The sequence below is a fragment of the Chryseobacterium sp. KMC2 genome (assembly GCF_016756935.1).
Lineage (GTDB): Bacteria > Bacteroidota > Bacteroidia > Flavobacteriales > Weeksellaceae > Chryseobacterium > Chryseobacterium rhizosphaerae.
Genome location: NZ_JAESIT010000019.1, coordinates 1 through 26,516, shown reverse-complemented (window position 1 = coordinate 26,516; position 26,516 = coordinate 1). Strand labels below are relative to the sequence as shown.

General features: G+C 36.3%; 26 protein-coding genes and 5 tRNA genes. 24 read left to right on the top strand and 7 right to left on the bottom strand.

Annotated features, from left to right (window positions below; all coding sequences use genetic code 11):
• Positions 1-7 precede the first annotated feature (7 nt).
• The 7 genes from JML65_RS18935 (at position 8) to JML65_RS18905 (ending at position 5,863) form a co-directional block, all read left to right on the top strand.
• On the top strand, positions 8-694 hold the full coding sequence (locus tag JML65_RS18935) for an SIR2 family NAD-dependent protein deacylase (RefSeq protein WP_202271720.1): 687 nt from the start codon (positions 8-10) through the stop codon (positions 692-694).
• Positions 694-1,257, top strand: a complete 564-nt coding sequence (locus JML65_RS18930) for a hypothetical protein (protein WP_202271719.1) — start codon at positions 694-696, stop codon at positions 1,255-1,257. The genes JML65_RS18935 and JML65_RS18930 overlap by 1 nt, the downstream gene beginning before the upstream one ends.
• The gene (locus tag JML65_RS18925) at positions 1,257-2,204 is read left to right on the top strand and encodes an ADP-ribosylglycohydrolase family protein (RefSeq protein WP_202271718.1); all 948 of its coding nucleotides are present in this window, start codon (positions 1,257-1,259) and stop codon (positions 2,202-2,204) included. The genes JML65_RS18930 and JML65_RS18925 overlap by 1 nt, the downstream gene beginning before the upstream one ends.
• Positions 2,201-2,680, top strand: coding sequence for a hypothetical protein (locus JML65_RS18920; RefSeq protein ID WP_202271717.1), 480 nt, complete (start codon positions 2,201-2,203; stop codon positions 2,678-2,680). Before JML65_RS18925 ends, JML65_RS18920 begins: the two co-directional genes overlap by 4 nt.
• 17 nt (positions 2,681-2,697) lie before the next feature.
• Complete coding sequence (locus tag JML65_RS18915; RefSeq protein ID WP_202271716.1) at positions 2,698-3,240, top strand: RNA 2'-phosphotransferase; 543 nt, start codon at positions 2,698-2,700, stop codon at positions 3,238-3,240.
• Positions 3,241-3,242: 2 nt separating this feature from the next.
• Complete coding sequence (locus tag JML65_RS18910) at positions 3,243-3,974, top strand: metallophosphoesterase (protein ID WP_202271715.1); 732 nt, start codon at positions 3,243-3,245, stop codon at positions 3,972-3,974.
• A 164-nt stretch (positions 3,975-4,138) separates the two neighbouring features.
• Entirely contained in the window at positions 4,139-5,863 is a 1,725-nt protein-coding gene (locus JML65_RS18905) for a hypothetical protein (protein WP_202271714.1), read from the top strand.
• Between the two features lie 57 nt (positions 5,864-5,920).
• Here JML65_RS18905 and JML65_RS18900 read toward each other — a convergent pair whose 3' ends face one another.
• The gene (locus JML65_RS18900; protein ID WP_084086904.1) at positions 5,921-6,802 is read right to left on the bottom strand and encodes a cupin-like domain-containing protein; all 882 of its coding nucleotides are present in this window, start codon (positions 6,800-6,802) and stop codon (positions 5,921-5,923) included.
• Between the two features lie 641 nt (positions 6,803-7,443).
• Here JML65_RS18900 and JML65_RS18895 point away from each other — a divergent pair.
• Positions 7,444-10,155 (top strand): TonB-dependent receptor, encoded by a 2,712-nt coding sequence (locus JML65_RS18895; protein ID WP_202271713.1) that lies wholly within the window; start codon positions 7,444-7,446, stop codon positions 10,153-10,155.
• A gap of 51 nt (positions 10,156-10,206) precedes the next feature.
• On the opposite strand, the gene JML65_RS18890 is transcribed toward JML65_RS18895, so the two are convergent.
• Entirely contained in the window at positions 10,207-10,704 is a 498-nt protein-coding gene (locus tag JML65_RS18890; RefSeq protein WP_202271712.1) for a DinB family protein, read from the bottom strand.
• Between the two features lie 183 nt (positions 10,705-10,887).
• Here JML65_RS18890 and JML65_RS18885 point away from each other — a divergent pair, with 183 nt between their 5' ends.
• From JML65_RS18885 to JML65_RS18845, 9 genes are all read left to right on the top strand, one after another.
• Positions 10,888-11,811, top strand: a complete 924-nt coding sequence (locus JML65_RS18885) for a GLPGLI family protein (protein ID WP_047489858.1) — start codon at positions 10,888-10,890, stop codon at positions 11,809-11,811.
• Positions 11,812-12,062: 251 nt separating this feature from the next.
• Positions 12,063-12,341, top strand: coding sequence for a hypothetical protein (locus tag JML65_RS18880; RefSeq protein ID WP_202271711.1), 279 nt, complete (start codon positions 12,063-12,065; stop codon positions 12,339-12,341).
• A gap of 118 nt (positions 12,342-12,459) precedes the next feature.
• The gene (locus JML65_RS18875) at positions 12,460-12,714 is read left to right on the top strand and encodes a ferrous iron transport protein A (RefSeq protein ID WP_047489853.1); all 255 of its coding nucleotides are present in this window, start codon (positions 12,460-12,462) and stop codon (positions 12,712-12,714) included.
• Positions 12,714-14,747 carry a ferrous iron transport protein B gene (feoB, locus tag JML65_RS18870; protein WP_202271710.1) on the top strand — a complete coding sequence of 678 codons (2,034 nt, stop codon included), beginning with the start codon at positions 12,714-12,716 and terminating at the stop codon, positions 14,745-14,747. Before JML65_RS18875 ends, feoB begins: the two co-directional genes overlap by 1 nt.
• 217 nt (positions 14,748-14,964) lie before the next feature.
• On the top strand, positions 14,965-15,981 hold the full coding sequence (locus tag JML65_RS18865; protein ID WP_047489847.1) for a DUF4421 family protein: 1,017 nt from the start codon (positions 14,965-14,967) through the stop codon (positions 15,979-15,981).
• A 70-nt stretch (positions 15,982-16,051) separates the two neighbouring features.
• Entirely contained in the window at positions 16,052-17,434 is a 1,383-nt protein-coding gene (gene glmM / locus JML65_RS18860; RefSeq protein ID WP_202271709.1) for a phosphoglucosamine mutase, read from the top strand.
• Between the two features lie 51 nt (positions 17,435-17,485).
• Positions 17,486-18,067: a Crp/Fnr family transcriptional regulator gene (locus tag JML65_RS18855; RefSeq protein ID WP_047489841.1), complete on the top strand. Its 582-nt coding sequence runs from the start codon at positions 17,486-17,488 to the stop codon at positions 18,065-18,067.
• 129 nt (positions 18,068-18,196) lie between these two features.
• On the top strand, positions 18,197-19,168 hold the full coding sequence (locus tag JML65_RS18850) for a zinc-binding alcohol dehydrogenase family protein (RefSeq protein WP_202271708.1): 972 nt from the start codon (positions 18,197-18,199) through the stop codon (positions 19,166-19,168).
• Positions 19,169-19,374: 206 nt separating this feature from the next.
• Positions 19,375-20,754 carry a tetratricopeptide repeat protein gene (locus tag JML65_RS18845; protein WP_047489838.1) on the top strand — a complete coding sequence of 460 codons (1,380 nt, stop codon included), beginning with the start codon at positions 19,375-19,377 and terminating at the stop codon, positions 20,752-20,754.
• Between the two features lie 195 nt (positions 20,755-20,949).
• Here JML65_RS18845 and JML65_RS18840 read toward each other — a convergent pair whose 3' ends face one another.
• Genes JML65_RS18840 through JML65_RS18830 form a run of 3 tightly spaced genes read right to left on the bottom strand, consistent with a single transcriptional unit; the run spans position 20,950 to position 22,903 of the window.
• Entirely contained in the window at positions 20,950-21,828 is an 879-nt protein-coding gene (locus tag JML65_RS18840; RefSeq protein WP_047489836.1) for a DMT family transporter, read from the bottom strand.
• A complete protein-coding gene (gene aat, locus JML65_RS18835) occupies positions 21,815-22,468 on the bottom strand; it encodes a leucyl/phenylalanyl-tRNA--protein transferase (RefSeq protein WP_047489833.1) in 654 nt (217 codons plus the stop codon). Before aat ends, JML65_RS18840 begins: the two co-directional genes overlap by 14 nt.
• A 57-nt stretch (positions 22,469-22,525) precedes the next feature.
• On the bottom strand, positions 22,526-22,903 hold the full coding sequence (locus tag JML65_RS18830) for a DUF3127 domain-containing protein (RefSeq protein WP_047490065.1): 378 nt from the start codon (positions 22,901-22,903) through the stop codon (positions 22,526-22,528).
• A 180-nt stretch (positions 22,904-23,083) separates the two neighbouring features.
• On the opposite strand from JML65_RS18830, the gene JML65_RS18825 reads away from it, so the two are divergent.
• The 5 genes from JML65_RS18825 (at position 23,084) to JML65_RS18805 (ending at position 23,705) form a co-directional block, all read left to right on the top strand.
• Positions 23,084-23,165 (top strand) — tRNA-Leu (locus JML65_RS18825).
• 4 nt (positions 23,166-23,169) lie between these two features.
• Positions 23,170-23,245: transfer RNA gene (locus JML65_RS18820), tRNA-Gly, on the top strand.
• A gap of 5 nt (positions 23,246-23,250) precedes the next feature.
• Positions 23,251-23,334 (top strand) — tRNA-Leu (locus tag JML65_RS18815).
• Positions 23,335-23,455: 121 nt separating this feature from the next.
• Positions 23,456-23,537 (top strand) — tRNA-Leu (locus tag JML65_RS18810).
• An 84-nt stretch (positions 23,538-23,621) separates the two neighbouring features.
• Positions 23,622-23,705 (top strand) — tRNA-Leu (locus JML65_RS18805).
• A 45-nt stretch (positions 23,706-23,750) separates the two neighbouring features.
• On the opposite strand, the gene JML65_RS18800 is transcribed toward JML65_RS18805, so the two are convergent.
• Both JML65_RS18800 and JML65_RS18795 read right to left on the bottom strand, forming a co-directional pair.
• Positions 23,751-24,086, bottom strand: a complete 336-nt coding sequence (locus tag JML65_RS18800) for a hypothetical protein (protein ID WP_202271707.1) — start codon at positions 24,084-24,086, stop codon at positions 23,751-23,753.
• Positions 24,087-24,120: 34 nt separating this feature from the next.
• Entirely contained in the window at positions 24,121-24,750 is a 630-nt protein-coding gene (locus tag JML65_RS18795) for a helix-turn-helix domain-containing protein (protein ID WP_202271706.1), read from the bottom strand.
• Between the two features lie 166 nt (positions 24,751-24,916).
• Between JML65_RS18795 and JML65_RS18790 the strand changes: the two genes are divergently transcribed.
• Both JML65_RS18790 and JML65_RS18785 read left to right on the top strand, forming a co-directional pair.
• A complete protein-coding gene (locus JML65_RS18790; protein WP_202271705.1) occupies positions 24,917-25,282 on the top strand; it encodes a hypothetical protein in 366 nt (121 codons plus the stop codon).
• 43 nt (positions 25,283-25,325) lie between these two features.
• A partial coding sequence (locus JML65_RS18785) for a PLP-dependent aminotransferase family protein (protein WP_202271704.1) occupies positions 25,326-26,516 on the top strand: 1,191 nt, incomplete at its 3' end.

Genomic DNA, 26,516 nt, shown 5'->3' with positions numbered 1-26,516 from the left:
AAAACAAATGAAAAAACTAACCATATTAAGTGGTGCAGGAATCAGTGCCGAAAGCGGAATTCAAACCTTCAGAGACGGAGATGGTCTCTGGGAAAATCATAATGTAACTGATGTGGCCAGTCCGGAAGGATGGCGCAAAGACAGGGCTCTGGTATTGGAATTCTACAATCAGAGAAGACGCCAGCTTCATGAAGTACAGCCTAATGAAGCCCATAAGCTGCTGGCAGAACTGGAAAAATATTTTGAGGTACAGATTATTACCCAGAATATTGATGATCTGCATGAAAGAGCAGGCTCTACAAATATTCTTCATATTCATGGAGAATTGTTTAAATCATGTTCCTGTAACAATAAAAGCCTGACTTACGAGCAAAAAGATGATATCAACCTTGGAGATAAAGCCGAAGATGGCGCTCAGTTGAGGCCGTTTATCGTTTGGTTCGGAGAAGATGTTCCGTTGTATCAAACAGCGAGAGAAGTCGTAAAAGATTCAGATATTTTAGTGGTGATTGGAACTTCTTTACAGGTATATCCTGCAGCCGGGCTGATTCATGAGATTAACGACAACTGCCTTTTAATTGTTATCAACCCCAATGAAACAGAATTCGGATACGGAAAAAGAGCTGTAGTGATGAAGGAAACGGCCACACAAGGAATGAAATTGTTGTTTGATAAATTGATAAATCTTGCATAATGGCTATCTGGCAATATCAACTTATTGTAATACCTGAAAAGAAATTGTTGAAAAATAATAATAAAATCCCTTTGAGAGTATTTTCAAATCCAAATAAGAGGAGTTATTATTTAAATTTTAATTGGTGGAAAGGTGCTTTCATAGATACAAAATTAATAAAGGAAGAAATCGGGAAACATGTACCTTTAAGAGATTGGTCAAACGAAAATTTTTTTGGGTGGAAGGGAAATACTAAAAATAATGAAGATAATGACGCATTCATGTCAGTTATTTCATCTCATGAAATCTCTGGATTTCAGTTTAGAACTGACTTAAGGAACAGGAATAACATTGAAAATTTTCTAAAACAAATGTTAATTATTTGTAAGAATAATAATTGGTTAGTTATGAATGTAAATGGGAATGTATTTTATTCTGATTTTGAAGTGATTCTAGATGATATTAGAAAATCAAACGCATATTCATTTTTAGAGGATCCACATGTATTTATTACAAAATTGAATGAAAGGGAAGAAAAAAAGAAATCCTTTTTGAAACGGATATTTTCAAAGTTAAAGAAATAATGAAAAATATTATTAAATCAGGAATTTTCGGCGTTTGTACGGGAGATGCTTTAGGTGTTCCTGTTGAATTTAAAGACAGAGAATATTTGAAACAGTTTCCTGTTACCGAAATGCAGGAATTTGGCTCGCATAATCAACCCAAAGGAACCTGGAGTGATGACAGCTCTCTAACGCTCTGCCTTGCTGAGGCACTTACAAAAGGCTATAACCTGGAAAAGATAGGGGAAAGCTTTGTAAAATGGGTGAGATATGGACATTGGACCGCTCATGGAAGACTTTTCGATATTGGAGGAACTACACGGGAAGCGATTGCAAGACTAATTAAAGGAGAGAGCGCCCGATTTTCAGGGAATATTTTTGAAGAAGATAATGGGAATGGTTCTTTAATGAGAATTCTTCCCTTAGCTTTTTATTTGGAAAATGAAGATGATACTCAGAGGTTATATAAGACCGTAAGGGAAGTTTCAACCATTACGCACGGCCATTTTAGATCTGTTTTTGCTTGTTTTATCTATGTAATCTTTGCGATTCAGTTAATAAAAGGGAAAAACAAAACAGAAGCCTATGAGTATATGCAAAAAATGGTTTTGGAATATGCAGAATTACAAGGTTTTAACCCAAGTGAGACTGAACTCTTCCAAAGAATTTTAAAAAATGATATTTCAGGTTATTCTGAAGATGAAATCAGAGGAAGTGGCTACGTGCTACACAGTCTGGAAGCCTCTTTATGGTGCTTTTTTAATTCGGAAAGTTATTCAGAAGCTGTTTTGAAAGCGGTGAATCTGGGAGAAGATACCGATACGACAGGAGCCATTACAGGAGGATTGGCAGGTATTTATTATGGGTTTGAAAATATTCCTCAGGAATGGGTTGATGAATTGGTGAGAAGAAATGATATCGAGAAGTTATGCGAAAAATTAGACAGTAAATACTCAATAAACAAATGAAATCTTTCCTAAAAGCCCTTACCGAAATGTTTTCCAAATATGATCCTGATAATGATATTGTGAACTTCCCTTTGAAGAAATATCATGGAAGAATTGAAATCAATAAAGCGTTGGAAGTTGGAAATTGCCGTGTTCATTATTCTCCGGATTATGCATTTGAGACTCCGGTTGAAGTACAGAATAGGATAAAGGATAATACCTTACTTTGGATAGACAATCAAAATAGTCTGCTGGGTTTTTCAGATCAAAATAGAACCTTACTAGTTCCTTTGAATAAGATCAATGGAATAGAAATCCAAAATATGCTTAAAGGGAGAGGACCGGCTGAATCTTGTTTGTGGATTTACCTGTACGAAAAATCATTTGTGACTCTTTCAATATCACCGGAGATCTATTATTTTGATCAATATGCAGATGATATCATTAAAACAACAGGGTTTACCGTCACTTTTTCCCCGGAATTTTATAATGCATAATTAAAACACAAAAAACAATGAACGAAGTAGAAACAAAAAGGATAAGTAAATTTTTAAGCCTTATTTTGAGGCACCAACCCGAAACTATCGGCCTGAAGCTGGATGAAAACGGATGGGCAGATGTAGAAGAGCTGAGAACAAAATCAGCTAAAAAGAGGGTGCATTTTTCTCTTGAAGAATTAGATGAGGTGGTTGAAACCAATAATAAAAAGAGATTTGCATTTAATGAAGATAAAACCATGATCAGAGCCAGCCAGGGACATTCTATTGATATAGATTTAGCCTTGGAAGCCTTACAGCCACCTGATTTTTTGTATCATGGAACTGCAGAAGCCAATATTTCCTCCATCTTGGATAAGGGAATAGAAAAAAGAAGCCGTCAACATGTACACTTAAGTGCTGATAAAGAAACGGCTACAAAGGTGGGGATGAGACACGGAAAACCCATTATTCTGACTATTAGAACCGGAAAAATGTATGAGGATGGATTGTTTTTCTATCTTTCAGCTAACGGAGTCTGGCTGACAGATTTTGTAGATGCACAATATATTTCAAAATAAGGATGGGAAGAACATTAGTGATAGGAGATATTCACGGAGGACTTAAGGCGCTTCAGCAGGTTTTTGAAAGGGCAGAGGTCACGGACGATGATCAGCTTATCTTTCTGGGAGATTATGTAGATGGCTGGAGTGAATCTTCAGGGGTTATCCGTTTTTTAATAGGGCTTTCAGAAAAGCAGGAATGTATTTTGATTAAAGGGAATCATGATGCCTGGACTGAAGACTGGCTCTTGGCAGGAACCGGACCTGATGTATGGCTTTTCAATGGTGGACAAAGTACAGTAGAAAGTTATGCAGATTATTCTCAGCAGGATAAAGAAATCCATCTTGACTTCTTTCAGAAAATGAAAAACTACCATGTGGATAGTCAAAACCGGCTGTTTATTCATGCAGGATATTCTTCTATGCATGGACCCGAAAAAGAGGTCTACTCCAGCAATTACAGATGGGACAGAACCCTTTGGGAAACTGCGGTAGCAATGGATAAAAAACTGGCAAAAAACTCAGAGCTTTATCCCAAAAGATTGCTTTTATATCATGAAATATTTATCGGGCATACACCAACACTCTATATTGGAAGTAAAACCCCCGTAAATAAGGCAAATATCTGGAATATGGATACCGGGGCCGCTTTTACAGGAGCTTTATCTGTCATGGATATTGATACTAAAGAATGCTGGCAAAGTGATCCGCTTCCACTTTTATATCCTCATGAAAAAGGAAGAAACGTATAAAATTAAAAGATGAATATGATATTCTCTACAACCCAACCTCATAGATTTCCAAAACCTATGAGGTCTTCTTTTTTATTTCATCATAGATAATCTTGTCTTTTTAGCATTTTGCTTTTCTGCCACAATCATATTACCTAATTTTAGATCCGGAAAATAAAATATCAATGAAACTGAAATACCTTCTGCTTGTTCTAAGCTCATCTCTGGCTTTTGCTCAAAAAACATTTCAGACTCCTTTTGAAAAAGGAAATGGTAACCAAACTGTTACCTATGATGAAATGAATACCTATTATCAGGATTTATCCAAAAATTTTAATACCATTCAATACCTTAAAAAAGGAGAAGATGACAACGGAAAACCCATTTATGTGGTGGTGTATAATCCTTTCCCTGAAAAAGATCTTGAAAAACTGAGAAAAGATAAAGCCATCCTCTTTGTCAACAACGGAATTCATCCCGGAGAACCGGATGGTATAGATGCCACCATGATGCTGATGCGTGATTTGGCAACCGGGAAAATTAAAACACCACAGAACTTTATCATTGCAGCCATTTCTGCCTATAACATCAGCGGAATGCTGAACAGAGGTTCGTATTCCAGAGCCAATCAGAACGGTCCGGAGCAATACGGATTCAGAGGAAACGCAAGGAATTACGACCTGAACCGGGATTTTATAAAAGCAGATTCTAAAAATGCCAGAAGCTTTCAGGAAATTTACCAATGGCTGAAACCCGATGTATTTATTGATAACCATGTAAGTAATGGGGCTGATTATCAATATACTTTTACCTATATTTCAACCTTTAAAGAACGCTTAGGAAATGTGTTGGGAGCTTATTTTTATAATGATTATCAGGCTAAAAATCTGGATGATATGAAGAAATTAGGCTACGAAAGTACTCCTTACGTCAATATTCACGGTGATGTTCCTGAGGTTGGTTTTGCTTCATTCGAAGATTCTCCGAGATATTCTACAGGCTATACAACCTTATTCAATTCTTTGGGAACCGTTCCGGAAACCCATATGCTGAAACCTTATGACAAAAGAGTAGACGCAACTTACAAGTATATGTTGGTGAATCTGCAAAATCTGGATAAAGATTATCAGAAAATAAAACAGCTTCGTATAGAAAACCTTAAGCAATACCAGCCTGGGGAACAGTATGGAATCCGTTGGAAAATAGACTCTACAAAATTTTCTACCATGGATTTTAAAGGATATGAGGGAAAATATAAACCCAGCGAAATCTCAGGAAAACCAAGGCTGTATTACGATAGAAACAAACCATTTACAAAGAATATCAAGCTTTTTAATACAGCAGTTCCTACAGGATATATTACCATTCCTAAATACTATGTGATTCCACAGGCTCAGTATAGAGTTATTGAAGAATTTAAACGAAACGGGATTCAGATGAAGCCGCTTCAGAAAGACAGTGCTATTGCAGTAGAGTCTTATAAGATTAAAGATTTTAAAACGGTTAAAAATCCTTACGAAGGACATTATCTGCATTATGAAACCACTGTAGAGCCTTTAGAAAAACAATATACTTTTTCTAAAGGGGATTATTTGGTTTCTACTCACCAGCCTGGTGTGAAATATATTGTTGAAACGCTTGAACCTGAGGCGTTAGACTCATTTTTTAACTGGAATTTCTTTGATGGAATCTTAGCTCAGAAAGAATACTATTCAGCCTATATATTTGAAGATACGGCTGCAGACCTGTTGAAGAAAGATAAAAAGTTGAAAGAGGCCTTTGACAAAGCAAAAGTTTCAGATAAAAAGCTTTCAGAAGATGGTCAAATGCAGCTGGACTGGGTCTATAGATACTCTCCTTATTTTGAAGAAAAAACATTCAGACAGTATCCTATATTTAGGGTCTTGTAATGATTTGATAATGAATGAATAAACTAAAAAGACGTTTCTGATCGAAACGTCTTTTTTTTATTTTGGAAGACCTCTTTGCAAGGCCAGTTCTGCTCTTTTAACGGCTAATTTTTCTTTCCAGTCCATATATTCTTTTTTGAAATTGGACTTCATGATATCATCAAATTTACGCTGTACCGTAAGATTCCATAAAGAATGCGCCTTTACCGCCCATGATTTATCCCATGCTCTTAATGAAATAGAGAAACTTCCGTCCAGATATTTCATCCAGTGCCACCATCCTGTAGGCATAAAGAGCGTATCTCCATGCTCAAGAAAGCATTCAATACCTTCTACACCATCCAGTGCCGGAAATTTGTTGAAGTCCGGATTTTCAATATCATAATCTTCCAGGGCATATGTGGCATAAGGAATTTGGTATAACCTTTCTCTCCATTTATAATCGAATAGTAGAATATGTTTTCTTCCATTAAAGTGAGTATGGAAGATATGCGCCATATCGATATCAAAATGAAGGAAAGTTTCGGAACCCTTACCTCCAAAAAACATGTTCGGGTATTTATCTAAAAACCCACCCATTAATTCTTTAGGTGAAATATAATCTTCAAGAAGATTCGGGGCAAATTTTATCGGATCAAAAAGGAAAATTCTAAGATCGGTAGGCTCCCTCTGAATAAGATCTATATAATCTCCAAACTTCATCTTTGCAGCAGAAGAATTGATGGGGGCAGAAGGATCTGCTTTTGAACTGTCATATAGCGGAACCTCCACATCTCCTACAACATCCTTCATATATTCCATCGTCCATTTTTGGTATGCCGGCCATTTTTTTGCCATATTTTTGATGACAACGGGCCTTCTTGGCTTTAGATATTTTTCGTAGAATTCCTCCTGAGAAATGTCATCTACAATATCTATAGGCTTTAAATTTATTCCCATTATGTAAATTTTATATTACAAAATTATTAAATTAAAGTATAATGAGAAGAGTTTGGTTTTATTTTTTATCTATGATTGAAATTATTCTCAACTGTTTAGACTAAATAAAAATAATAAAAAGTCATTTATTGCCTTTTTTAAGGTCATTTCAAAACCTATGAATAAATTGCCCCATAAATAAATTACAGGGCAAAAAAACACAAATAAAATGAACAAGAATTCATTCTGACATCTAATGTATCGCTTTTATCCGACAAAGAGAATGGGATAAAAGTTAATAAAATCTTCCAAATTTTGTCATTATATTGTTTTAATTCTGATAATAAAAATTATACTTTACTTTTAATATTCAAATATAAAAAAGTGTATAATTTTATTAATTTAAAAATAAAATAGATGAATTGTTGTTAATATAAGAATTTGCTTTCTCTTTTCTACCCATCTGATAATGTGATTGTAACAATAGAATGTTTTTTACTTCAGTATTTGTATTTCGTGAATGTAAATGGAAAGGAATTGATCTTGTCAGATTATAACTATATTTGTAGTGATATAGATTTAACTTTTCGATTTAAAAATGATCTTTATGAAAAGTGTAACGAAAGTCAACAACTATTAACTAATTGGAGTAAATACTAAATATGAAAAAAAATATTTCTTTATTTTTGATGATCTTTATTTCTGTGTTCACTTTTGCGCAGAAAACGGTGTCAGGAAAAATTACTGATGATGATGGGGTAGCCATACCAAGTGCAAGCGTAACGGTTGAAGAACCGGGCAAAGATGCTATTCTGGCGTACGGAATCACCAATTCTAAAGGAGAATATAAAGTGACATTCACCTCTCCAGAAGCTAATGTGGATCTTAAGGTGAAAGCGTTTAACCAAAAACCGGTTACCAAACAAATCAGTAATGCTGATCAGAACCTGAATTTTAAAATGCAGTCGGAGGCTACAGAAATTAAAGAAGTGCAGCTGAAGACCAAAATGATCACCGCCAGAGGGGATACAATTTCTTATGACCTTAAGGCTTTTAATAGTAAAAACGATAGAACCCTTGCCGATGTAATGAAAAAAATCCCGGGAATTGAAGTCAATAAAGACGGAACAATTCTCTATCAGGGAAATGCAATCAATAAATTCTATGTTAATGGTAAAGATCTTATGGAAGGCGGTTATGGAACCATCAACAACTCGCTGCCAAAAGACGCCGTACAGAAAGTAGAAGTTCTCGAAAATCACCAGCCGGTTAAAATTCTTCAGGATAAAGTACCTTCAGATCAGGCAGCGATTAATATTAAGCTTAAAAATTCTGTAACCATGACCGGAAGAGGAGAAGTGGGAACAGGTTTTGGAGATCCATGGCTTTGGAATGTAAAGCTGACTCCCATGTTTTTCGGACAGAAAAGCCAATGGGTGGTCAATTATAAAACCAACAATATGGGTGAGCAGGTAGAAAATGAAGGAAATATTCTCGCCTTTGGAAGCGGATGGGAAGGGCGAAGAATAAATGCTGCCCAAAATAACTGGTTAAGTGTTGAAAATGCCAGTGTTCCCGATCTTCCGGTAAAAAGATATTTGATGAACAGTGTTCATTATCTTTCTGCTAATTACCTTACCAATATTGATAAGAAAAAAGAATGGGAATTAAAAGCCAATGCCAATTATACCAATAATGCGGTAGAAAGAGAGTCCAATAGTACAACTACTGATATCCAGCAGGGAACGAAATACAATACTAAGTTCCTGAACAATTTCTATACTGATAAGGTAAAAGGAGAATTGATATTTACTAAAAATGCAAAGAAAGGATTCTTTAAAAATACAACAACTTTTTCCCAGTTTTGGAACGCAGACAGAGCTGTTGCTGAAAGAAATGATAAAACAGGCTACAGACTTGGAAATGAAGCCTTAGAATCCCCAACATCATCTTTTCAAAACTCTTTGAGTACCATTATTCCGTGGAAAGAAAAAATGATCAATTTTAAATCCTTTATTAACTACCAGAATGACAGGCAGACATTGGAAATTTCTCCTGCCAACTATTTACAGTTCCCCTACAAAGAGCCGGGAAGTACAGATTTCTCAACGATTAATTTTACTCCGGGAAGTACAGCTTTGCAGACTTTTAAAATTAAGACATTAGATACATCACATTCTGCAAACATCAGTTTTTCAACAAAAGGCTGGACGTTTACTCCACAGATCGGAATTGATTTTTCAACAGATAAACTGACGACAAACTTTGATGGGAGCACAGTTGACAACTCTCCTGATTTCAACAGTTTAGCTTATGAAAACGATCTGAAATTCACGAAAATTAATCCAAATGCATCAGTAGGAGTTAACTATAAATCTGAAGCTTGGAGCTTATTTGCTAATTTCCCGGTCAACTTCAATAATATTAAAGCTGAAGATGCATTCAGAAATGTTTCAAAATCTTTAAATAAAACAACATTTACCCCTAATATCTTTGCTCAGTATTCTTTTGCTTCATTTTTTAAAGCAAGTTTGAGTGGGAATATCAGTAATAATTTTGGGGACATCCAGACTGCTTATGCAGGGTATATTTTAACAAGCCCTGGAGGATTTAATGTGATGAATCCAAAAAATCCAATACCTCAAACGACCACAAAAAATGCAGGTGCAAGATTAGAGTATAGAAACCCACTAAACAATATCTTCTTTAATGTCGGATATAGATTAAGTGATGCTAAAAATAACTTACTGGCCTCAAGTGCTGTAAATGAACTAGGATTCAGTGTTATTGAGTATATTGAAAGTGAAAACAAAAGAACAAGCAACAGTTACTATGCAGAAATTGGAAAATATTTTCCTAAGTTTAAAACAAATGCTTCCCTGACCTATAACAATACAAATTCAAAATCTCAGTCGAGAAGAAATGATCAGGACATTAACACCACAAATGACGGAAATACGTTAGGGTTTAAATTGAACAACACCTATTTTTCCTGGATGAGTGTAGACTTCAACATGACCAAATCATGGAATAAACAATCCAACGGAATTATTCAGAATGATCTTGGAAAAACTGAGGGATATACCCATAATTTGAATGTGTTCTTCTATCCAATAGAAAACCATACCATAGGGTTCTACTGGGATCAGATTAACTCAAAACTGGGACAAACGAAGTTAAATAACGGTTTCTTTGATGTATCTTATCAATTTAGCTGGGCAAAGAAAAAAGTAGACTTCGAATTAAAGTGGATGAATATTGGAGACAGAAAAGTATTTGAAAGGATCAATGTAGGAGATGCTACTATTACACAGACAACAATGCAGCTCCGCCCTAGTCAGGTAATGTTTACTGTAAAATTCAACTTTAAATAAAATAAAAACCAATCCGCATGGATTGGTTTTTTGTTGAGATATAGTGATAAATTAAAAGCTTTGCTGATCTGCAGAAGGGCCATAACTTCCGGGAAGAGGAATGTTATTCAGTCTGTAATAGACTCCCAATTGTGCCCGGTGATGGGTAATTTGGTTTAACGCATGGCGGATTGCTCCATATTTAGTCCAGCTTGCCAGTTCATGTCCATCATTCTTAATGGTCCAGCTTGGATTCAGCTGGTCTTCGGAGGCTTTTTCTAAAGCGGCTTTTCCGGACTGATAGTCGTTGTCAAGTTTTTTTAAAAGATCCTCTTTGGTAGAGAGAACCGTAGGTTGGTATCCTCCTGTGGCAAAATCCAGTTCAGAAGTGTTCAAAATAGTATTGGGCCATTCAAAAACTTCCACAAGATGAGTGGCAAGGGGCATCATTTTCATACTTTTTTCGTGAGGAGCATAATCATTTTTTCCTTCAGGAAAGAGTTCAATAAATTTTTTTGTCGTTTGGAATTCTCCCTCCAGTTCGGATTTTAATTGTGATAAAGTGTCCATAATATTTTGGTTTTTAGAACATTAAAGTTAGCTCTTTTACCACTTGAAATGTTTTAACAAAATCATAAATTTTATATTTTACTCTTCCGGCCACAGGAAAATTAACCCACAGGAAAATAAAAATGAAGAAAAACTGTAACAAATAGGTAGATCCTATTACTAATTAATAAAACTTGATTAAAAATGAAAAAGCTATTTTCTATATTCTTTATAGCTCTTTTTGCTGTAGCAAGTGCACAGGAATCTAAAGAAACGGCTAACCGCTTCTTTTATGAGCTTACATTTAAGCCTAAGAAAGATTCTGCAAAACTGGATAAGGTCATTACTATTCTGGATATTACAGATAAAAACAGATCTGTTTATCAGGATTACACCGTTATTGCACAAGATTCTATTATGAAAATAGAAATAGAAGCAATGCAAAAGGCCGGCATCATGAAAGACCTTTCAAAATCTCTTAAAACACCAAAGATTTCAGCAAGAATATATAAGACGTATCCAGGTATGGGAATTCAGTATGTTGACAAAATTGCAAATGGTTTTACGCCCACAAATATTGGCTATAGTGAAAACTTAAAGTTCAATTGGAAGATTCTTGGTGACAAACAAAAAATAGGGGAATATAATACCCAAAAGGCCACTACAGAATTTGGTGATAGAAAATGGACGGCATGGTTTACAACAGATATTCCTTTCCAGGATGGACCGTACAAATTTTACGGGCTTCCAGGGCTTATAGTAAAAATAGAAGATTCAGAGAAAAATTATTCTTGGGTATTACAAGGGAATAAAAAAGTGAAAGATTATACAGAGTTTTCTTATATAGAACATTTGATGCAAGCTTCAGGAGGAAAGGTCAAAGATCTACCAAGAGAAAAGTTTGAAAAAACGTTCAATGACTTTAAGAAAGATCCTTTTGCTTCTGTAAGACCTATGATTACGCAGGAGATGATGTCTAAAACAATTCCGGGTATGGACGGGACTATTGGAGACATGATGAAAAAACAGGAAAAACAGTACAAAGACTTTTATAACGCTAATGATAACCCTATCGAGCCTCCTTATGCTAAATTAAGTGTAGGAACAGTTGAAAAAGTAGAAAAGTAAAAATCAAAACAGACTTCATATCAACTAAATTATATTCAAGTCAACCCAGATACAGCAATGTATTTGGGTTGATTTTTTTGTTTTGGATAAAATGTGAAATTTTTACAGTTTTGAATGTTATGACATCAATAAAATTCCTCTAAAATGACAAAAAATTATGATTAATCAATTTTTAATAATAATAAGTCACAATACTTGGAATTGAATGTTTGTTTTTATAATTTAGTTAGCTAACAAATTATAAAATTATTATGAAAAAAGTTATTCTTACGATGTTATTAGTAACATCCACAATCTTATTAGCAAAAACAGAAGAACCAATTACAAAAACAAATGCTAAGAATATACAGCCTGTTTTAATTGCTAAAAAAAATATTAAGGAAGAAAAAAATGAAATAACGGGGATTAAAAAGATAAGCAAGGAAGCCATGAATTTGGAAGGTTGCATAGCTATGGCTTCCTATATTGGAAGCTATAATCCTCCGTTAGGAGCAGCAATGATGGGAGAATGTGTTCGAAATTATAATTAGTGTAAATCACATTTAAATCAACCCAGATACAGCAATGTGTCTGGGTTGATTCTTTCATACCTACTGTTATTTAGATTAAATTTAAATAACGTATATTTGCAGCACAAAAAATCAGGCTTTGAAAGAGAAAGGATTACATAAATTAAGTGGATTTCCCAAAAACAAAATGGGAAAGATATTGGGATATGATAATGACCATCTGAAAATGCCCAATAAAATCATTGAAATGGGGCTTCTTCCGGAGACCATTTTCAGGATTTTGTATCAGGCTCCATTCAATGGGCCAATGTATGTAGAGTTTGGAGTAGAGAAAAGCCGGATTGCTCTTCGTGAGGAAGAAGGAGATTACATCATTGTTGAAGAATTGAATTAATGCAGGCAAACAAGAAAAAACAAATACTTTTAGTCGGAAACCCGAATGTAGGAAAATCTACGGTTTTCAATACGCTTTGTAATAAAAAGCAGAAAACCGGGAACTATGCCGGAGTAACTGTTGCCAGTTATTCTGGAAATTATACCTATAAAAATGAGGACGTTGAGGTAGTAGATCTACCTGGATCATACAGTGTGTATCCAAGTTCTGAAGATGAAGCTATTTTCTCAAAATATCTTATCGATGAACAGAAAAACTATGCAGGAGTTGTTTATATTCTTGAAGCATTAAGCCTGAAAAGAGGTCTTCTTTTGTTTCAGCAGATTCAGGATCTTGGAATTCCCATGATTCTGATTGTCAATCAGATTGACCAGGCAGAAAGAAGAGGGATTAATATTGATATTCAGCATTTTTCCAAAGCTTTAGGTATTACTATTATTCAGACGAATGCCAAAGAACAGATTGGTATTGATGAAGTAAGAGAAGCCGTTTACAATAACCAATTTATAAAAGCAGATAAGGTATCATTTGAAACACCGAATGAGCATAGGGATTTTATCCGTAAACTGGCTTCACACAAGGGCTTTGATAACGAATATAAGGCATGGATGAGCCTTTCTTTAGGTACAGACCTGGGAAGAATAGAATCTGTAATGGATAAGCTGAATGAAGCGGATTCCAAAAGTTTGGTACCTAAAAGATTACAAGTTCAGGAAACAGTTAGGAGATATCAGAATGTAGACAAAATATTAGACAATGTAATTTCTAAAAAACCTCAGTTCAAAGAATTGTTGACAGAAAAACTGGATAAGGTTTTGGTTCACAAATTTTGGGGTTATGTTGTTTTCTTAGCCATTTTATTAGTTATTTTCCAAAGTGTATTTTTCCTGGCGGAATATCCGATGACCTGGATTGAGGAGACTTTCTCATGGCTGGCAGCCTTTACAGGAGAACACCTTCCGGAAGGGCCGGTTAATTCACTGATTTCAAACGGAATTATTCCGGGAATAGGAGGGATTGTAGTATTTGCACCACAGATCGGGATTTTACTGTATTTCCTTTACCTGCTGGAAGATTCTGGGTATATGGCAAGAGTGGTATTCCTGATGGACAGACTTCTCCGCCCATTCGGACTGAACGGTAAAAGTATTGTTCCCCTTGTTTCAGGAACGGCATGTGCAATTCCTGCCGTGATTTCTACAAGGAATATTGAAAATGTTAAAGAGAGATTACTGACGATCCTGGTAACCCCTTTTATGACGTGTTCTGCAAGGCTTCCGGTATACAGTATTATTATCGGGCTCATTATTTCTGAAGGAACATTTTTGGGGATAAAATATAAGGCATTGGTGCTGATGGGAATGTATCTTCTGGGCTTTCTGGTAGCATTATTCTCTGCAGCTATTCTTAAAGGATTTATTAAAAATAAAGGTAAAACCTATTTGGTCATGGATTTACCCACTTATAAGAAACCGCTTTTCGGATATGATCTTAAGATGGTTTTAGGAAAAGTCTGGGACTTTATTACCGGAGCCGGTAAAATTATTTTTATTGTAAGTATCATCATCTGGTTTTTAAGCTATTTCGGACCTAAACAACAGCCTAACGAATTGGTGGCCACCAATGTAGAGCTTGATCATTCTTACCTAGCTAAAATGGGTAAAGGAATAGAGCCTGTCATTGCTCCTCTTGGATATGACTGGAAAATGGGAGTTGGAATTCTTACCAGCTTTGTTGCCAGAGAGGTTTTTGTGGGGACAATGTCTACATTATACAGTCTTGAAGATGATGCTCCGGAGGTAAAAGTAATTGACAAAATGAGAAGGGATGTAAAGCCAAACGGAGAAAAAGTCTTTAGCTTTGCTACAGGAGTTTCAGTACTTTTATTTTATGCATTTGCAATGCAGTGTGTCTCTACACTTGCAGTAGTCTACAGAGAAACCAAAAGCTGGAAATGGACCGGCTTTCAGGTAGCTATGATGACAGGTTTGGCATATTTTGTGTCGATGATAGCTTATCAGATTTTAAAGTAATGGATTCATCATTAATTTTTCAATACGTCATTATCTTTATAATAGTAGCATTCGCCTGTTACTCTTTATTTAAGATACTCAGAAAGAATTTTGCACCCAAAAAATTCAGTTCTAAAAGAACAAACTGCGATAAAGATTGCGGCTGTTCTTAATATTGAATTAAATAATTAATTAAAAAAATGTAGTAAATTCATTTTTTTAATTTAAATAATTCAGTTTGGGGCTTTCAAAAGCAATCTTTGTTTTCTTACTTTCTTTCTTTGTGTTCTATGGAAGAGCACAAAGTGATACCACGAATATTAAATCCTATACAGATCAGGTGATGGTCCGTGCCAATATTGATACCAATATTGAAAGTTATATTTTTTCGCAGGGAGAAGGGAAAAATGAAAACCAAATGACATTTTCAATCAACAACAAAACAAGGACTTCCTTCTCGGTTGACTATAAAATAATAAGTGCTACCCTGTCTTTTTCGCCACATTTTATTTCAGGCAATAACGATGATGAACTGAAAGGAAAGAGCTCTTATACAGACTTTAGCTTGCGGTTATTTCCCCAAAAATTTATTCAGACCCTCTACTATAAAAATGTAAAAGGATTTTATCTGGAAAATATGAAAGATTTTCTTCCCGGCTGGCAGGAAGGAAAAGATCCGTACATCCAATTTCCGGATTTTAGGGTACAAAGCTTTGGAGGATCTACCGCATATGTTCTTAATGAAAATTTCTCAGCCAAAAGTATCTATACCCAAGGGGAATGGCAGAAGAAAAGCAGTGGCAGCTGGGTCCCTTTCTTAGACTATGATCTTAGCATTTTTACCAATATAATAGAAGGGCAGAAGAGCAAAGAAACCCAATATAAAATTGGAGCCAATATGGGATATTTCTACAATTGGGTGATTGGAAAGAAAGTGCATATTGCTCCCTATTTAGCATTAGGCCTGGGTGGAAAATTCTCAAGTTATTATGAAAACCTGGGCGATAAATCACGGGTCAATGCGCAGTATGTAACCATAAGGATGGAAGGTGGGCTGCATGTAGGATATAATACAGATCGCTTTCTATTCGGAGGAAAAATGAACTTTAGCGCCTATGCCTACGATCAGAAAAATAACCAGACTGTGGAAAATAATAACCTCTATGGTTTGTTATATATAGGGTATCGTTTTGCCCCTCCGAAAGTTGTAAAAAATACGTATGATAAAATTCAAAAAAAGATTCCTGTTTTATAAGTTCAAAAGTCTTTTAAGTATCTTTGCGTAGAAAAATATAGAAAGAAAACAATCAAACAATCAAAATATAATGTCGTTAATTAAATCTATTTCAGGAATTCGTGGAACCATAGGAGGAAGAGTAAATGATAACCTGACTCCACTAGATGTGGTAAAATTTGCTTCGGCTTTCGGAACCTGGCTTCAGAATAATAAAAATAAAAAAGATTTAACCCTCGTGATTGGTAGAGATGCCAGAATATCCGGTCAGATGGTTTCTTCTCTGGTTACCGCTACTTTACAGGGGTTGGGGATCAATGTGGTAGATTTAGGTCTTTCTACAACACCTACGGTAGAGATCATGGTGCCGGAATTGAAAGCTGACGGTGGGATTATCCTTACTGCTTCTCACAATCCAAAACAATGGAATGCACTGAAATTATTGAATGAAAAAGGAGAATTCATCAGTGGAGAAAACGGTGCAGATGTACTTGCTTTAGCAGAAAGTGAAGACTTCAATTATGCGGAGGTAGATGATCTGGGAAATTATGAAACAAGAGATGATGCTTTTGATATTCATATTCAGCAGATCCTGGACCTTCCAATGGTAGATGTAGAGGCAATTAAAGCTAAAAAATTTAAAGTGGTTCTGGATGCAGTAAACTCTACAGGAGGGATCGCTATTCCTATGTTGTTAGATAAGCTTGGATGCGAGACTGTTAAGCTGTATTGTGAACCTACAGGACATTTTCCACACAATCCAGAGCCTTTAAAAGAACATTTGGGGGATATCTGCGAGCTGGTGATTAAAGAAAAGGCAGACCTGGGAGTTGTTGTAGACCCGGATGTAGACAGACTGGCCTTAATTGATGAGAAAGGGGAAATGTTTGGCGAAGAGTATACATTGGTGGCTGTGGCAGATTACCTGTTGAAACATAAAAAAGGGGCTGCTATTTCTAACCTTTCATCTAGCCGTGCTTTGAGAGACGTTGCTCATACCCATGATTCAGAATACTTTGCAAGTGCTGTAGGAGAAGTGAATGTAGTTACTTTAATGAAAGAGAAAAATGCAGTGATCGGAGGAGAAGGGAACGGTGGTATTATTTACCCTGAACTGCATTACGGAAGAGATTCTTTAGTGGGGGTAGCCTTATTTTTAACCCATTTGGCAAAAGAAAATAAAACGGTATCTGAATTGAGAGCAGGATATCCAAGCTATTTTATGGGTAAAAAGAAAATAGAACTTACACCGGAGATCAATGTAGATGATATTTTAAACAAAATGGAGCTGGAATATAAAAATGAAGAAGTTTCTACAGTGGATGGTGTTAAAATAGACTTTGAAAACAATTGGGTTCACCTTAGAAAATCCAATACAGAGCCGATTATCAGAATTTATACGGAAGCTAAATCTCAGGAGGAGGCCGATAAATTAGGAGATGATATCATTGCTAAGATCAAAACTTTAATTTAAATAAAACCTAAAGAACGGATGCTATCTAGCTCCGTTCTTTTTTTGTATCCCATGTTTGAGCATATAAAAGACAGATTTCCTTTCCCCAAAGAAAAATGGCGGAAGTTTCTGAACACTTTTGAAAGGATCGAAGTTCCGGCCAAAACGTTGTTATTACAAGAAAATGAAGTTTCCTATAATGCGTACTATCTTGAAAAAGGTGTTGTCAGAGCGTGGTATAATAATGATGGGAAAGATGTGACCTTTCAGTTTTTTCTTGAAAATACCATGTTTTCTTCTCTTGAGAGTTTTAAAAAAGGGCTTCCAAGTATGGTCTCTTTTGAAACAATAGAGCCCTGTATCTTATATAAAATTGGAAAGCCTGATGTGGATGCTTTTCTGGAAGAGGTGTATGAATGTCCTGAACTTAGGACTCTGTTGATGGATGCTTTATTTGAGAGGATGTTTGATTATATGAAGCACTTCTTTTCATTTATTAAAGACACCCCGCAGCAGCGTTATCTTAATCTGATTAAAGAAAAGCCCGAGATCATCAAAAGAGTACCCCAGCATTATATTGCTTCATATCTTGGTGTTACAACGGTTCATCTCAGCAGGATAAAAAGCAAAATCCTGAAAAATAAACCTCTTTAAAGACTATTTTCAATGATTGTTTTAGGACAGCCATTACTTACAGCTTTCTGCCTAATTATCTCAATCTGATAACAAATGTTATTGCTCTCAGGCTTTCTTCCGAAATAAATTTGTATAAAATTTAAAATAATGAAAGCAGCAGTAGTATTTGAAAAAGGAAGAATTCCTCAATACGCAGATTTTCCCGAACCGGAAATCATAAAAGAAAATGACGTGTTAGTTTCGGTGAAGGCTGCCTCTATAAAAAACCTGGATAGAGCCAGAGCCGGAGGCACTCATTATTCTACAGATAACGAGGTGCAACAGCCTAAAATTATTGGCTCCGATGGCGTAGGTTATCTTGACAACGGAACTAAGGTTTATTTTTTCAGTAAAAATGGAAGTGTGGCAGAAAAAGTGTTGGCAGACCGCCAATTGATGGTGCCAATTCCTGAGAATCTGGATTTTTCTGTAGCTGCAGCGCTACCCAATGCGGTAATGGGCTCAGCAATGGGTTTACAATGTAAAGCGGGAATGCAGCAAGGAGACACCGTATTAATCAATGGTGCAACCGGAATTACGGGAAGAATAGCCGTTCAGATTACGAAGCTGTACGGAGCAGGGAAAGTGATCGTTACCGGAAGAAATGAAACCGCATTACAATCTCTGCTTAAGTTGGGGGCAGATGAAGCTATTTCCCTAAAGCTTACAGATGAAAACTTTAAACAGAAAATTAAAGAGATCCACGGTGAAACACCTGTTGATGTCATCTTGGATTATATTTGGGGGCATTCTGTAGAAATGATCCTGGCCGCTCTTAAAGGTGACGGTACATTTTCTCATAAGACGAAATTGGTTTCTGTAGGAGGAATGAGTGGGGACCATATTCAGTTATCTTCACAGATTTTAAGAGGAACAGACATCCATATTTCAGGATCAGGACTGGGAAGCTGGACAAAAGAAGAATCGAAACTTTTATTTTCAGAAATAATTCCAGGAATGTTTCAGGCTGCTGCAGAAGGAAAAATTAAAATAGAAACGGAAGACGTTGATTTAGAATATATTGAATCGGCATGGAATAAGGAAATTGAAAATGGAAAGAGACTGGTAATAAGAATTTAATAACAATTTGAGTTTTTTATCCACAATCCTTTTATCTGTTTTCTTTTTTTACTATTTTTATGATAGAAATTACGAAATGGAAAATTCAAAAAAAAGTTGCAACTTTGCATAAATATTTGAATATCAGTTTCAGATGTATCATTAATTAATAAGTTTGCCGAGGTCTGTAAGTACATTCAGGCATTGGACCGACAAAGAGGACACTATTGGAAGAGTATTTTGGAAATGAACTTGTAAAGAAGTTCGAGGAAATGATGGAAAATAATGATGAATTCTACTTTGACACAGAAGAGTTAGAAGACATTATTGTGTATTATTTGGAGCTGGGAGATTTTAATTACGCTGATATGGCGGTCAATTTTGGTCTGAAGCTTCATCCTAATTCTTTAGATATCAAGATTAAAAAACTTGAAATTCTATTGGAGTGGGAAGAATATAATACGGCAAAAGAGCTTATCAATGAGCTGAAAGGTTCCTCTATGGAGCATACAGACTTTTTGGTTTGCTATGCCAAGTATTATTCGAACTTAGGAAATCCTAGAAAATCCATTGAAATTTGTAAACGGGCACTTGAGCTGGGGGAAGAAGAAAACTTCCTTCACAATTTTATTGCAGATGAATATGTGAATCTTGGAGATCCTTTTAACGCTCTTAAACATTACCGGAAAGCATTAAAAGAAGATCCTTCTGATGAATATGCATTAGAAAACTGTATGGTATGCTTCAGTGATTTGAATAAGAGTGAGGAGGCTATTGCCTTTCTTAATGAATATTTAGATGAGTTTTCCTATTCAGAAACCGCATGGTTTGAGTATGGACAATTCTATTTCAACAGAAAGAACTTCGAAGAGGCCATCAAAGGCTATGATTACTTATTGGCAATCAATTCGAGTTCTGTGGGAGTATATGCGAATAAAGCCGCATGTTATGAAGCGTTGGGCCAATACCAGAAATCAATTGAAGTGTATGAGGAAATGCTTGAATTGGAATATACGAAAGCATTTACCTTCTATAAAATCGGATTGTGCCATAAAGCTTTAAAACAGCCAATTTTAGCATTAAATTCATTCCAGAAGTCATTAAGAGAAGACCCCCAGTTTTATCTTGCGATGATGGAGCAGTCTTACCTGTATGAAGAGATGGGAGGAATGTCAGAAGCCCTGCATTTTGCCAAAGAAGCAACCCAATTGAATGAAAATAACCTTGATTATCAAAAAAGGTTAGCCTTTTTATTCATCGATTCAGGGAAATTTGAAGAAAGCCTTTCCTGTCTTAAAAAATTGGTAGCGGACGAACCTTCCAGATTTTACAACTGGTATGCATATTCAGAAGTATTAATGCTTTTGGGTGAATATGAAGAAGCGGTTACTGTATTGAATGCTGCTATTAAGAAGCACTACAGGGCTGAATTATTTTATCAGTTAAGCAATTGCTTTTTCAATTTGAAAGAAAAGGATAAAGGGATGGATTCCCTTCAGAAAGCATTAGACCTGGACCCAAGCCTGGCAAAGGATATGCAGAAGAAGTATCCATTCATTAAAGATGAAGTGAAAAAGGTGAAAGCCAGCAAGGTTAAGAAGAATTAAACAGAAAGAATCGGGAATATCCGGTTCAGAATAATTTACATTTAATCTTTAATATAAACAGAAATCCTGCAGCAATGCGGGATTTTTTTATGAGCGACTGTATTCTTAAATAGGATTGTTGTAAGGATTGTTGATAGACTTACATCCAAATCCAGCCTTGGTTTCTACGTCAGTATACAGATCAAATGCTACAAATTACTTTTTAGCATTAGTTCTTAGGAATATCAATCCGGCAATGATTACCCCGGCTCCTATAAACTGCATATAAGTCAGTTGTTCCCCATCTATAATTCCCCAGATAATAGCAACAATAGGCATTACTAAGGTAACTGTAGAAGCAAAAAGGGGAGTAGAGACCTTCAGTAGTCGGTAGTTCATCATCATGGCCAGCCCGGTTCCGAAAACAGATAAAAGGCTGACAAACAATAAACCTAGCATATTGTCCTTTGAAAAAGTGAATTCAGAAAAGAATCCCGTGCTGGTTAAAGCAATAATGGAAGGAAAAAATAAAACAAATGAGAAAACAAATGCTGATAAGACGGTGGAAGAGACTTCCATAAGCTTTGATTTTACGGTGGTCGTACTGACGGCATAGCATAAAGTGGCCAGTAATAACAGCAGAATAGGAATCATTTTTAATTCTCCGCTGTCACCACCTCCAAAAGCCAGAATACAAACTCCCGTGAAGCTTATCAACGTTCCCAGGATCTGTTTTTTGGTGGTTTCAAACTTCCATATCAGCGCACCCACAATAATAACGAAGATAGGCATCATGGAATTGATAATTCCCGCAATACTACTGCTTACTTCTGTTTCTGCAATGGGAAAGAGGAACATAGGAATAAAATTTCCTGTAAAAGCAGCAAGAATAAGCCATTTGATATGCTTTTTCGGGAAAAGTTTATAATTGGAAATTGCAATAGGGAGCAGGATAATACCTGCAATAAGAACTCTTAATGACCCTACCTGAAACGGATTAAAGTGTTCCAGCGATTTTTTTATCAGAATAAATGACGATCCCCAAATAATACTCAGGACAACCAGAAGAATCCATTTTTCTTTATCTGCGTTCATTATTTTCGTGTAAAATTTTTAAAAATTCTTTTTTAGAAATCATACGGGCTCCCAAGCTTTCCAGGTGGTCTGTATGAGTCTGACAATCAATTAATTCAATCGTATTTTTATTGCTTTGGGCAAAGTGAATAAATCCTGCTTTTGAGGCATTACTTACCTTGGCAAACATGCTTTCACCACAAAATAAATTGCCGATCTGTAAGCCGTAAAATCCACCTACAAGCTCTCCATCCTGCCAGACTTCTATGCTTTTGGCGAGTCCATATTCATGAAGCTTAATAAAAGATTCCATCAGTTCGTTAGAAAGCCAGGTTCCGTCCTGTCCTTTTCGGCTGGTTTGCTGACAGTTTTTAATAACTCCCCTGAAATCCCGGTTCTCTGAAAACGTAAAAACATTTCTGTTCAATATCTTCTGCATAGATTTAGATACTTTTATCTCATCAGGAAATAAAACAAACCTCGGATCAGGGCTCCACCATAGAATTTCCTCTCCGGGATTATACCATGGGAAAATCCCCAATTGGTAAGCAAACCATATCCGTTCCACTGAAAGGTCACCTCCAAAGGCAATTAACCCATCCTGACCGTCGTATGTTTCAGGGTCAGGAAATGAAATCTCATTTTCGTCTAATCGAACCATTGTAGAAAAAAAATCCCACTTAAAAAGCAGGATTTATAGTTGATCTTTATTTTTTAATTAAAAAGGTAAATCATCATCGTCATCTCCAGCAAACGGATTCTCGTTAGAAACAGGAGAAGCTGACTGCTGAGACATAGCCTGAGTAGGCTCTGCTCCATTATCAAAAACTTTTTCTATTTTCCATCCTGTAATAGAGTTGAAGTATTTAGTCTCACCTTGAGGAGAAACCCATTCTCTACCTCTGATGTTGATTCCTACCTTTACGTTTTCTCCTTCTTTAAGGTTATCTAATAAACTAATTTTATCAGACAAAAATTCTATGTTTATCGGCTGTGGATACTGTTCTTGAGTTAAAATAACCATTTCTCTTTTTTGAAATCCGCTCGCAAATGTTTGAGCATCAAAAAGTTTCTTTACCGTTCCTTGTAATTCCATATCGTAAATATTAACGATGTAAAAATAAGAAAATGAATCGTAATAATAGCTGCCGGGAAAAAAAAATGTAAAAAAAATATTTTTTTTCCCGGAAAAGTTTGGAGGTAAAGGAAATTGTCCTATATTTGCACTCACAAAAACGAAGCAAGCTCTTTAAAACTTACAATACAAAAAAAACCAGCGGATGTGGTGTAATTGGTAGCCACGCCAGACTTAGGATCTGGTGCCGTGAGGCGTGGGGGTTCGAGTCCCTTCATCCGCACTATGCGAAAATAGCTCAGCTGGTAGAGCACAACCTTGCCAAGGTTGGGGTCGCGGGTTCGAATCCCGTTTTTCGCTCCACACCTGCCCTGGTGGTGGAACTGGTAGACACGCAGGACTTAAAATCCTGTGTTCGTAAGAACGTGCGGGTTCAAGTCCCGCCCGGGGTACAAAACCCTCTGTACTTTGCGACGGAGGGTTTTTTGTTTTTATAGAGACTGTTATGTAATTAAAAGTCTTATATTTGTAAGAAATAGAGATTGTATCTGTGAAAACAGAGCAATGCAACCAGCGGATGTGGTGTAATTGGTAGCCACGCCAGACTTAGGATCTGGTGCCGTGAGGCGTGGGGGTTCGAGTCCCTTCATCCGCACAATGCGAAATACTCAATAGGTTGTCTACAGCCGTTGAAAAGATTGGAACTTCAGGTTTGAATCTTTTTTTTCGCTCCACACCTGCCCTGGTGGTGGAACTGGTAGACACGCAGGACTTAAAATCCTGTGTTCGTAAGAACGTGCGGGTTCAAGTCCCGCCCGGGGTACTAAAACCCTCTGTAATATATTACGGAGGGTTTTTTGTTGTATTATTATTGATAGGGTTTTCCTCTGCAATACCAATCATGAGTGATGATCGTATCTTTTTTATGGATGGTAAGTGGCAATGCTCCCTTTCTTTTTAGTATAACGTCTCCGTAATCTATTTCATCCTCTCCAATACCCCAGTTGTTGTGAACCATAACGCTTGTTCTCTTACTGGTTTCCGGAACATAGCCCTCCAGTTTTATCCATGTAAGATCTACTTTTGATTGGGTAACGAAAATATAATACTCATCAGGATAGTATGCTTTTTTTACTTGATTACAATCTGTTTCTCCACATGAATAGAAGAAAAGTAAAACTAGTATATAGAAGAGTGCTTTCATAATTTTTAATTCATGATTCAGCTCCATTCCCTCCTCATAATTGCAGTATGTTCCTTTCCAGCTTTTCCAGTCTCTCAAAAATACTCTCAAAAATATTCTTTTCAGCAGTGGAAACATAACCCACAATCTTATAAAGCTCTTGTTTTCCCTTAATAGATTGACTGCTTTCAGAGGTATACTGCAAACGGCCGTTGGTGTACACTAATAAGCGGCTGTTCAAATCACTTTTTAAATCTGCTTTATTCAGGAATAAAATATCTCCATACTGGTAAGGTGGGAGTACCTGATTTTCAGCCGTAAATTCATACACCCAATCTACTGATGCTAATATTTTTTGCACAACCGTTGTGTTTTCGGAATTGCTTTCCGGTAATGCTTTTGTTTCTTTCATATTCTGCATCGCTGATTCCGGGAAAAGCATCAGCTGATTGATGTCTGAAACATTGGGTAATTGATGTACCTGTACGGCTTCAGTAAGAAGCTCATCTACACTAAGGTTAAAAAGGGTGGCTACTTTCAGTATCGTTTCTATTTTAGGCTCAGCACGGCCTTCTTCATAAGAACTTATTACCCCTCTGTTTAAATCAAATAAATCGGCGAAAGCCTTTTGGCTCAGTCCTTTAGCCTGTCTTATTATCTTTATATTAATTCCGAAAAAACTCAAATTGTCTAATTTTTTTTGCAAAAATAGAGCATTTCGGATAGATGACGGATAAAAATATTTGCATTTTCAGAATTTAAAGAATATCTGTACCCATAATATTGCATTCTTCTGTATCTGTATCCAAAGTTAAATCCTGCATAATTTTGTTTTATTAAATCATGATATTATGGAAACAACCGTTCAACATCACGAGCAGCTTCAATATGCTGAAGTTTATATTTCAGATATGTTGGCGCTGAAAAACATATTTCTGCAGACCCAGAACACCTCAAAGATAAGTCCGGATTTTGGAGTTCCGTTTTTCCTGGCAAAAAAAGGGGATGAAATAGTTTCATTTGCCAGCCTTATTATGAATCTGAAAGGAGAGATTATCTTTAAAATCTATGATAAAAAGGGGACTACTGAGGCAGAGAAGAAAAAATTTTCTTTAAAAGTTGAAGCTTATTTTAAAAAGAATACTACGCCCAACTTTCGAAATCCGGAACAGCTAAAAAGCAGTATCAAAAGTATGATTAGCTGGCTGGATTTTTAGTAAAGCATAGATAAAATTGTATTTTTACGTAAAACCCTCACCCATGTCTAAAGATGTTTTGTATCTAAAAATAGCCAATGCTGTCACTGAGCAGATTAAAACTGAAACCTTGCAGTTTGGAGACAGGCTGCCATCGTTAAGAAGTGCCCAAAAGTTACATAACGTTAGCTTAAATACTGTAAAACAGGCATATATGGAGCTTGAGAGCAGGTCTCTGGTGGAATCACGCCCCAAATACGGCTATTACGTAAGCCAGACCTCCCAGCGAAAGCTGGCGTTACCTTCTGTTGCAAAAATAAAAGTTTCACAAGGACAAAAAACACCGGAAGATCTTATCGGCAAGGTATTCGGAACCATTGCCGGAACAGATGTTACTCAGTTTGCATTGGGTATTCCCGGGAAAAGCCTTCTTCCTGTAGCTAAAATGAAGAAGTGTATGATCAATGTAATGAAGAAGAGCAGTGATAGCGGGACCAACTATGAGCCGGTACAGGGAAGTGAAAATTTGCGCCGCGAAATAGCGAAATGGGCCATGGTAATGGAAGGGAAGATTACAGAAGATGACCTTGTCATTACCTCCGGAGCAATGAATGGAGTATATAACTGCCTGATGGCGGTTACCCAGCCAGGGGATTCCGTAGCCATTGAAAGTCCTGTATATTTTGGAATATTGCAGGCGATTCACCTACTGGGACTAAAAGCGGTGGAAATTCCTACCCATCCTATTACCGGAGTGGATCTTGATGCTTTAAAAAAAGTACTGCCAAAGATTTCGGCATGCTGCTTTGTCGTTAATTATAATAATCCGCTGGGATTTCAGATGCCTGATGAGAACAAAAAAGAGCTGGTAAGGATGCTTACCGAATATAATGTTCCTTTGGTGGAAGATGATGTTTATGGAAACATTTACTTTGGAGCCGGAAGACCAAAGCCCTGTAAATTCTATGATGAGGCCGGAATTGTGATGTGGGTAGGATCTGTTTCTAAAACGCTGGCTCCGGGATATCGTGTGGGCTGGGTGGCAGCGGGGAAATTTAAAGATAAGATTATCCGTCAGAAGCTGGTTCAGACAGTTTCCAGTCCGTCTTTATTTTCAGATGTTATTGCTGATTTCCTTGAACATGGACGGTACGACCATCATTTGAGAATGTTCAGGAAAAAACTATATGCCAATTACCTTCAGATCCAAAAATCTGTTACTCAGTATTTTCCGGATAATACCAAAATTTCTGAA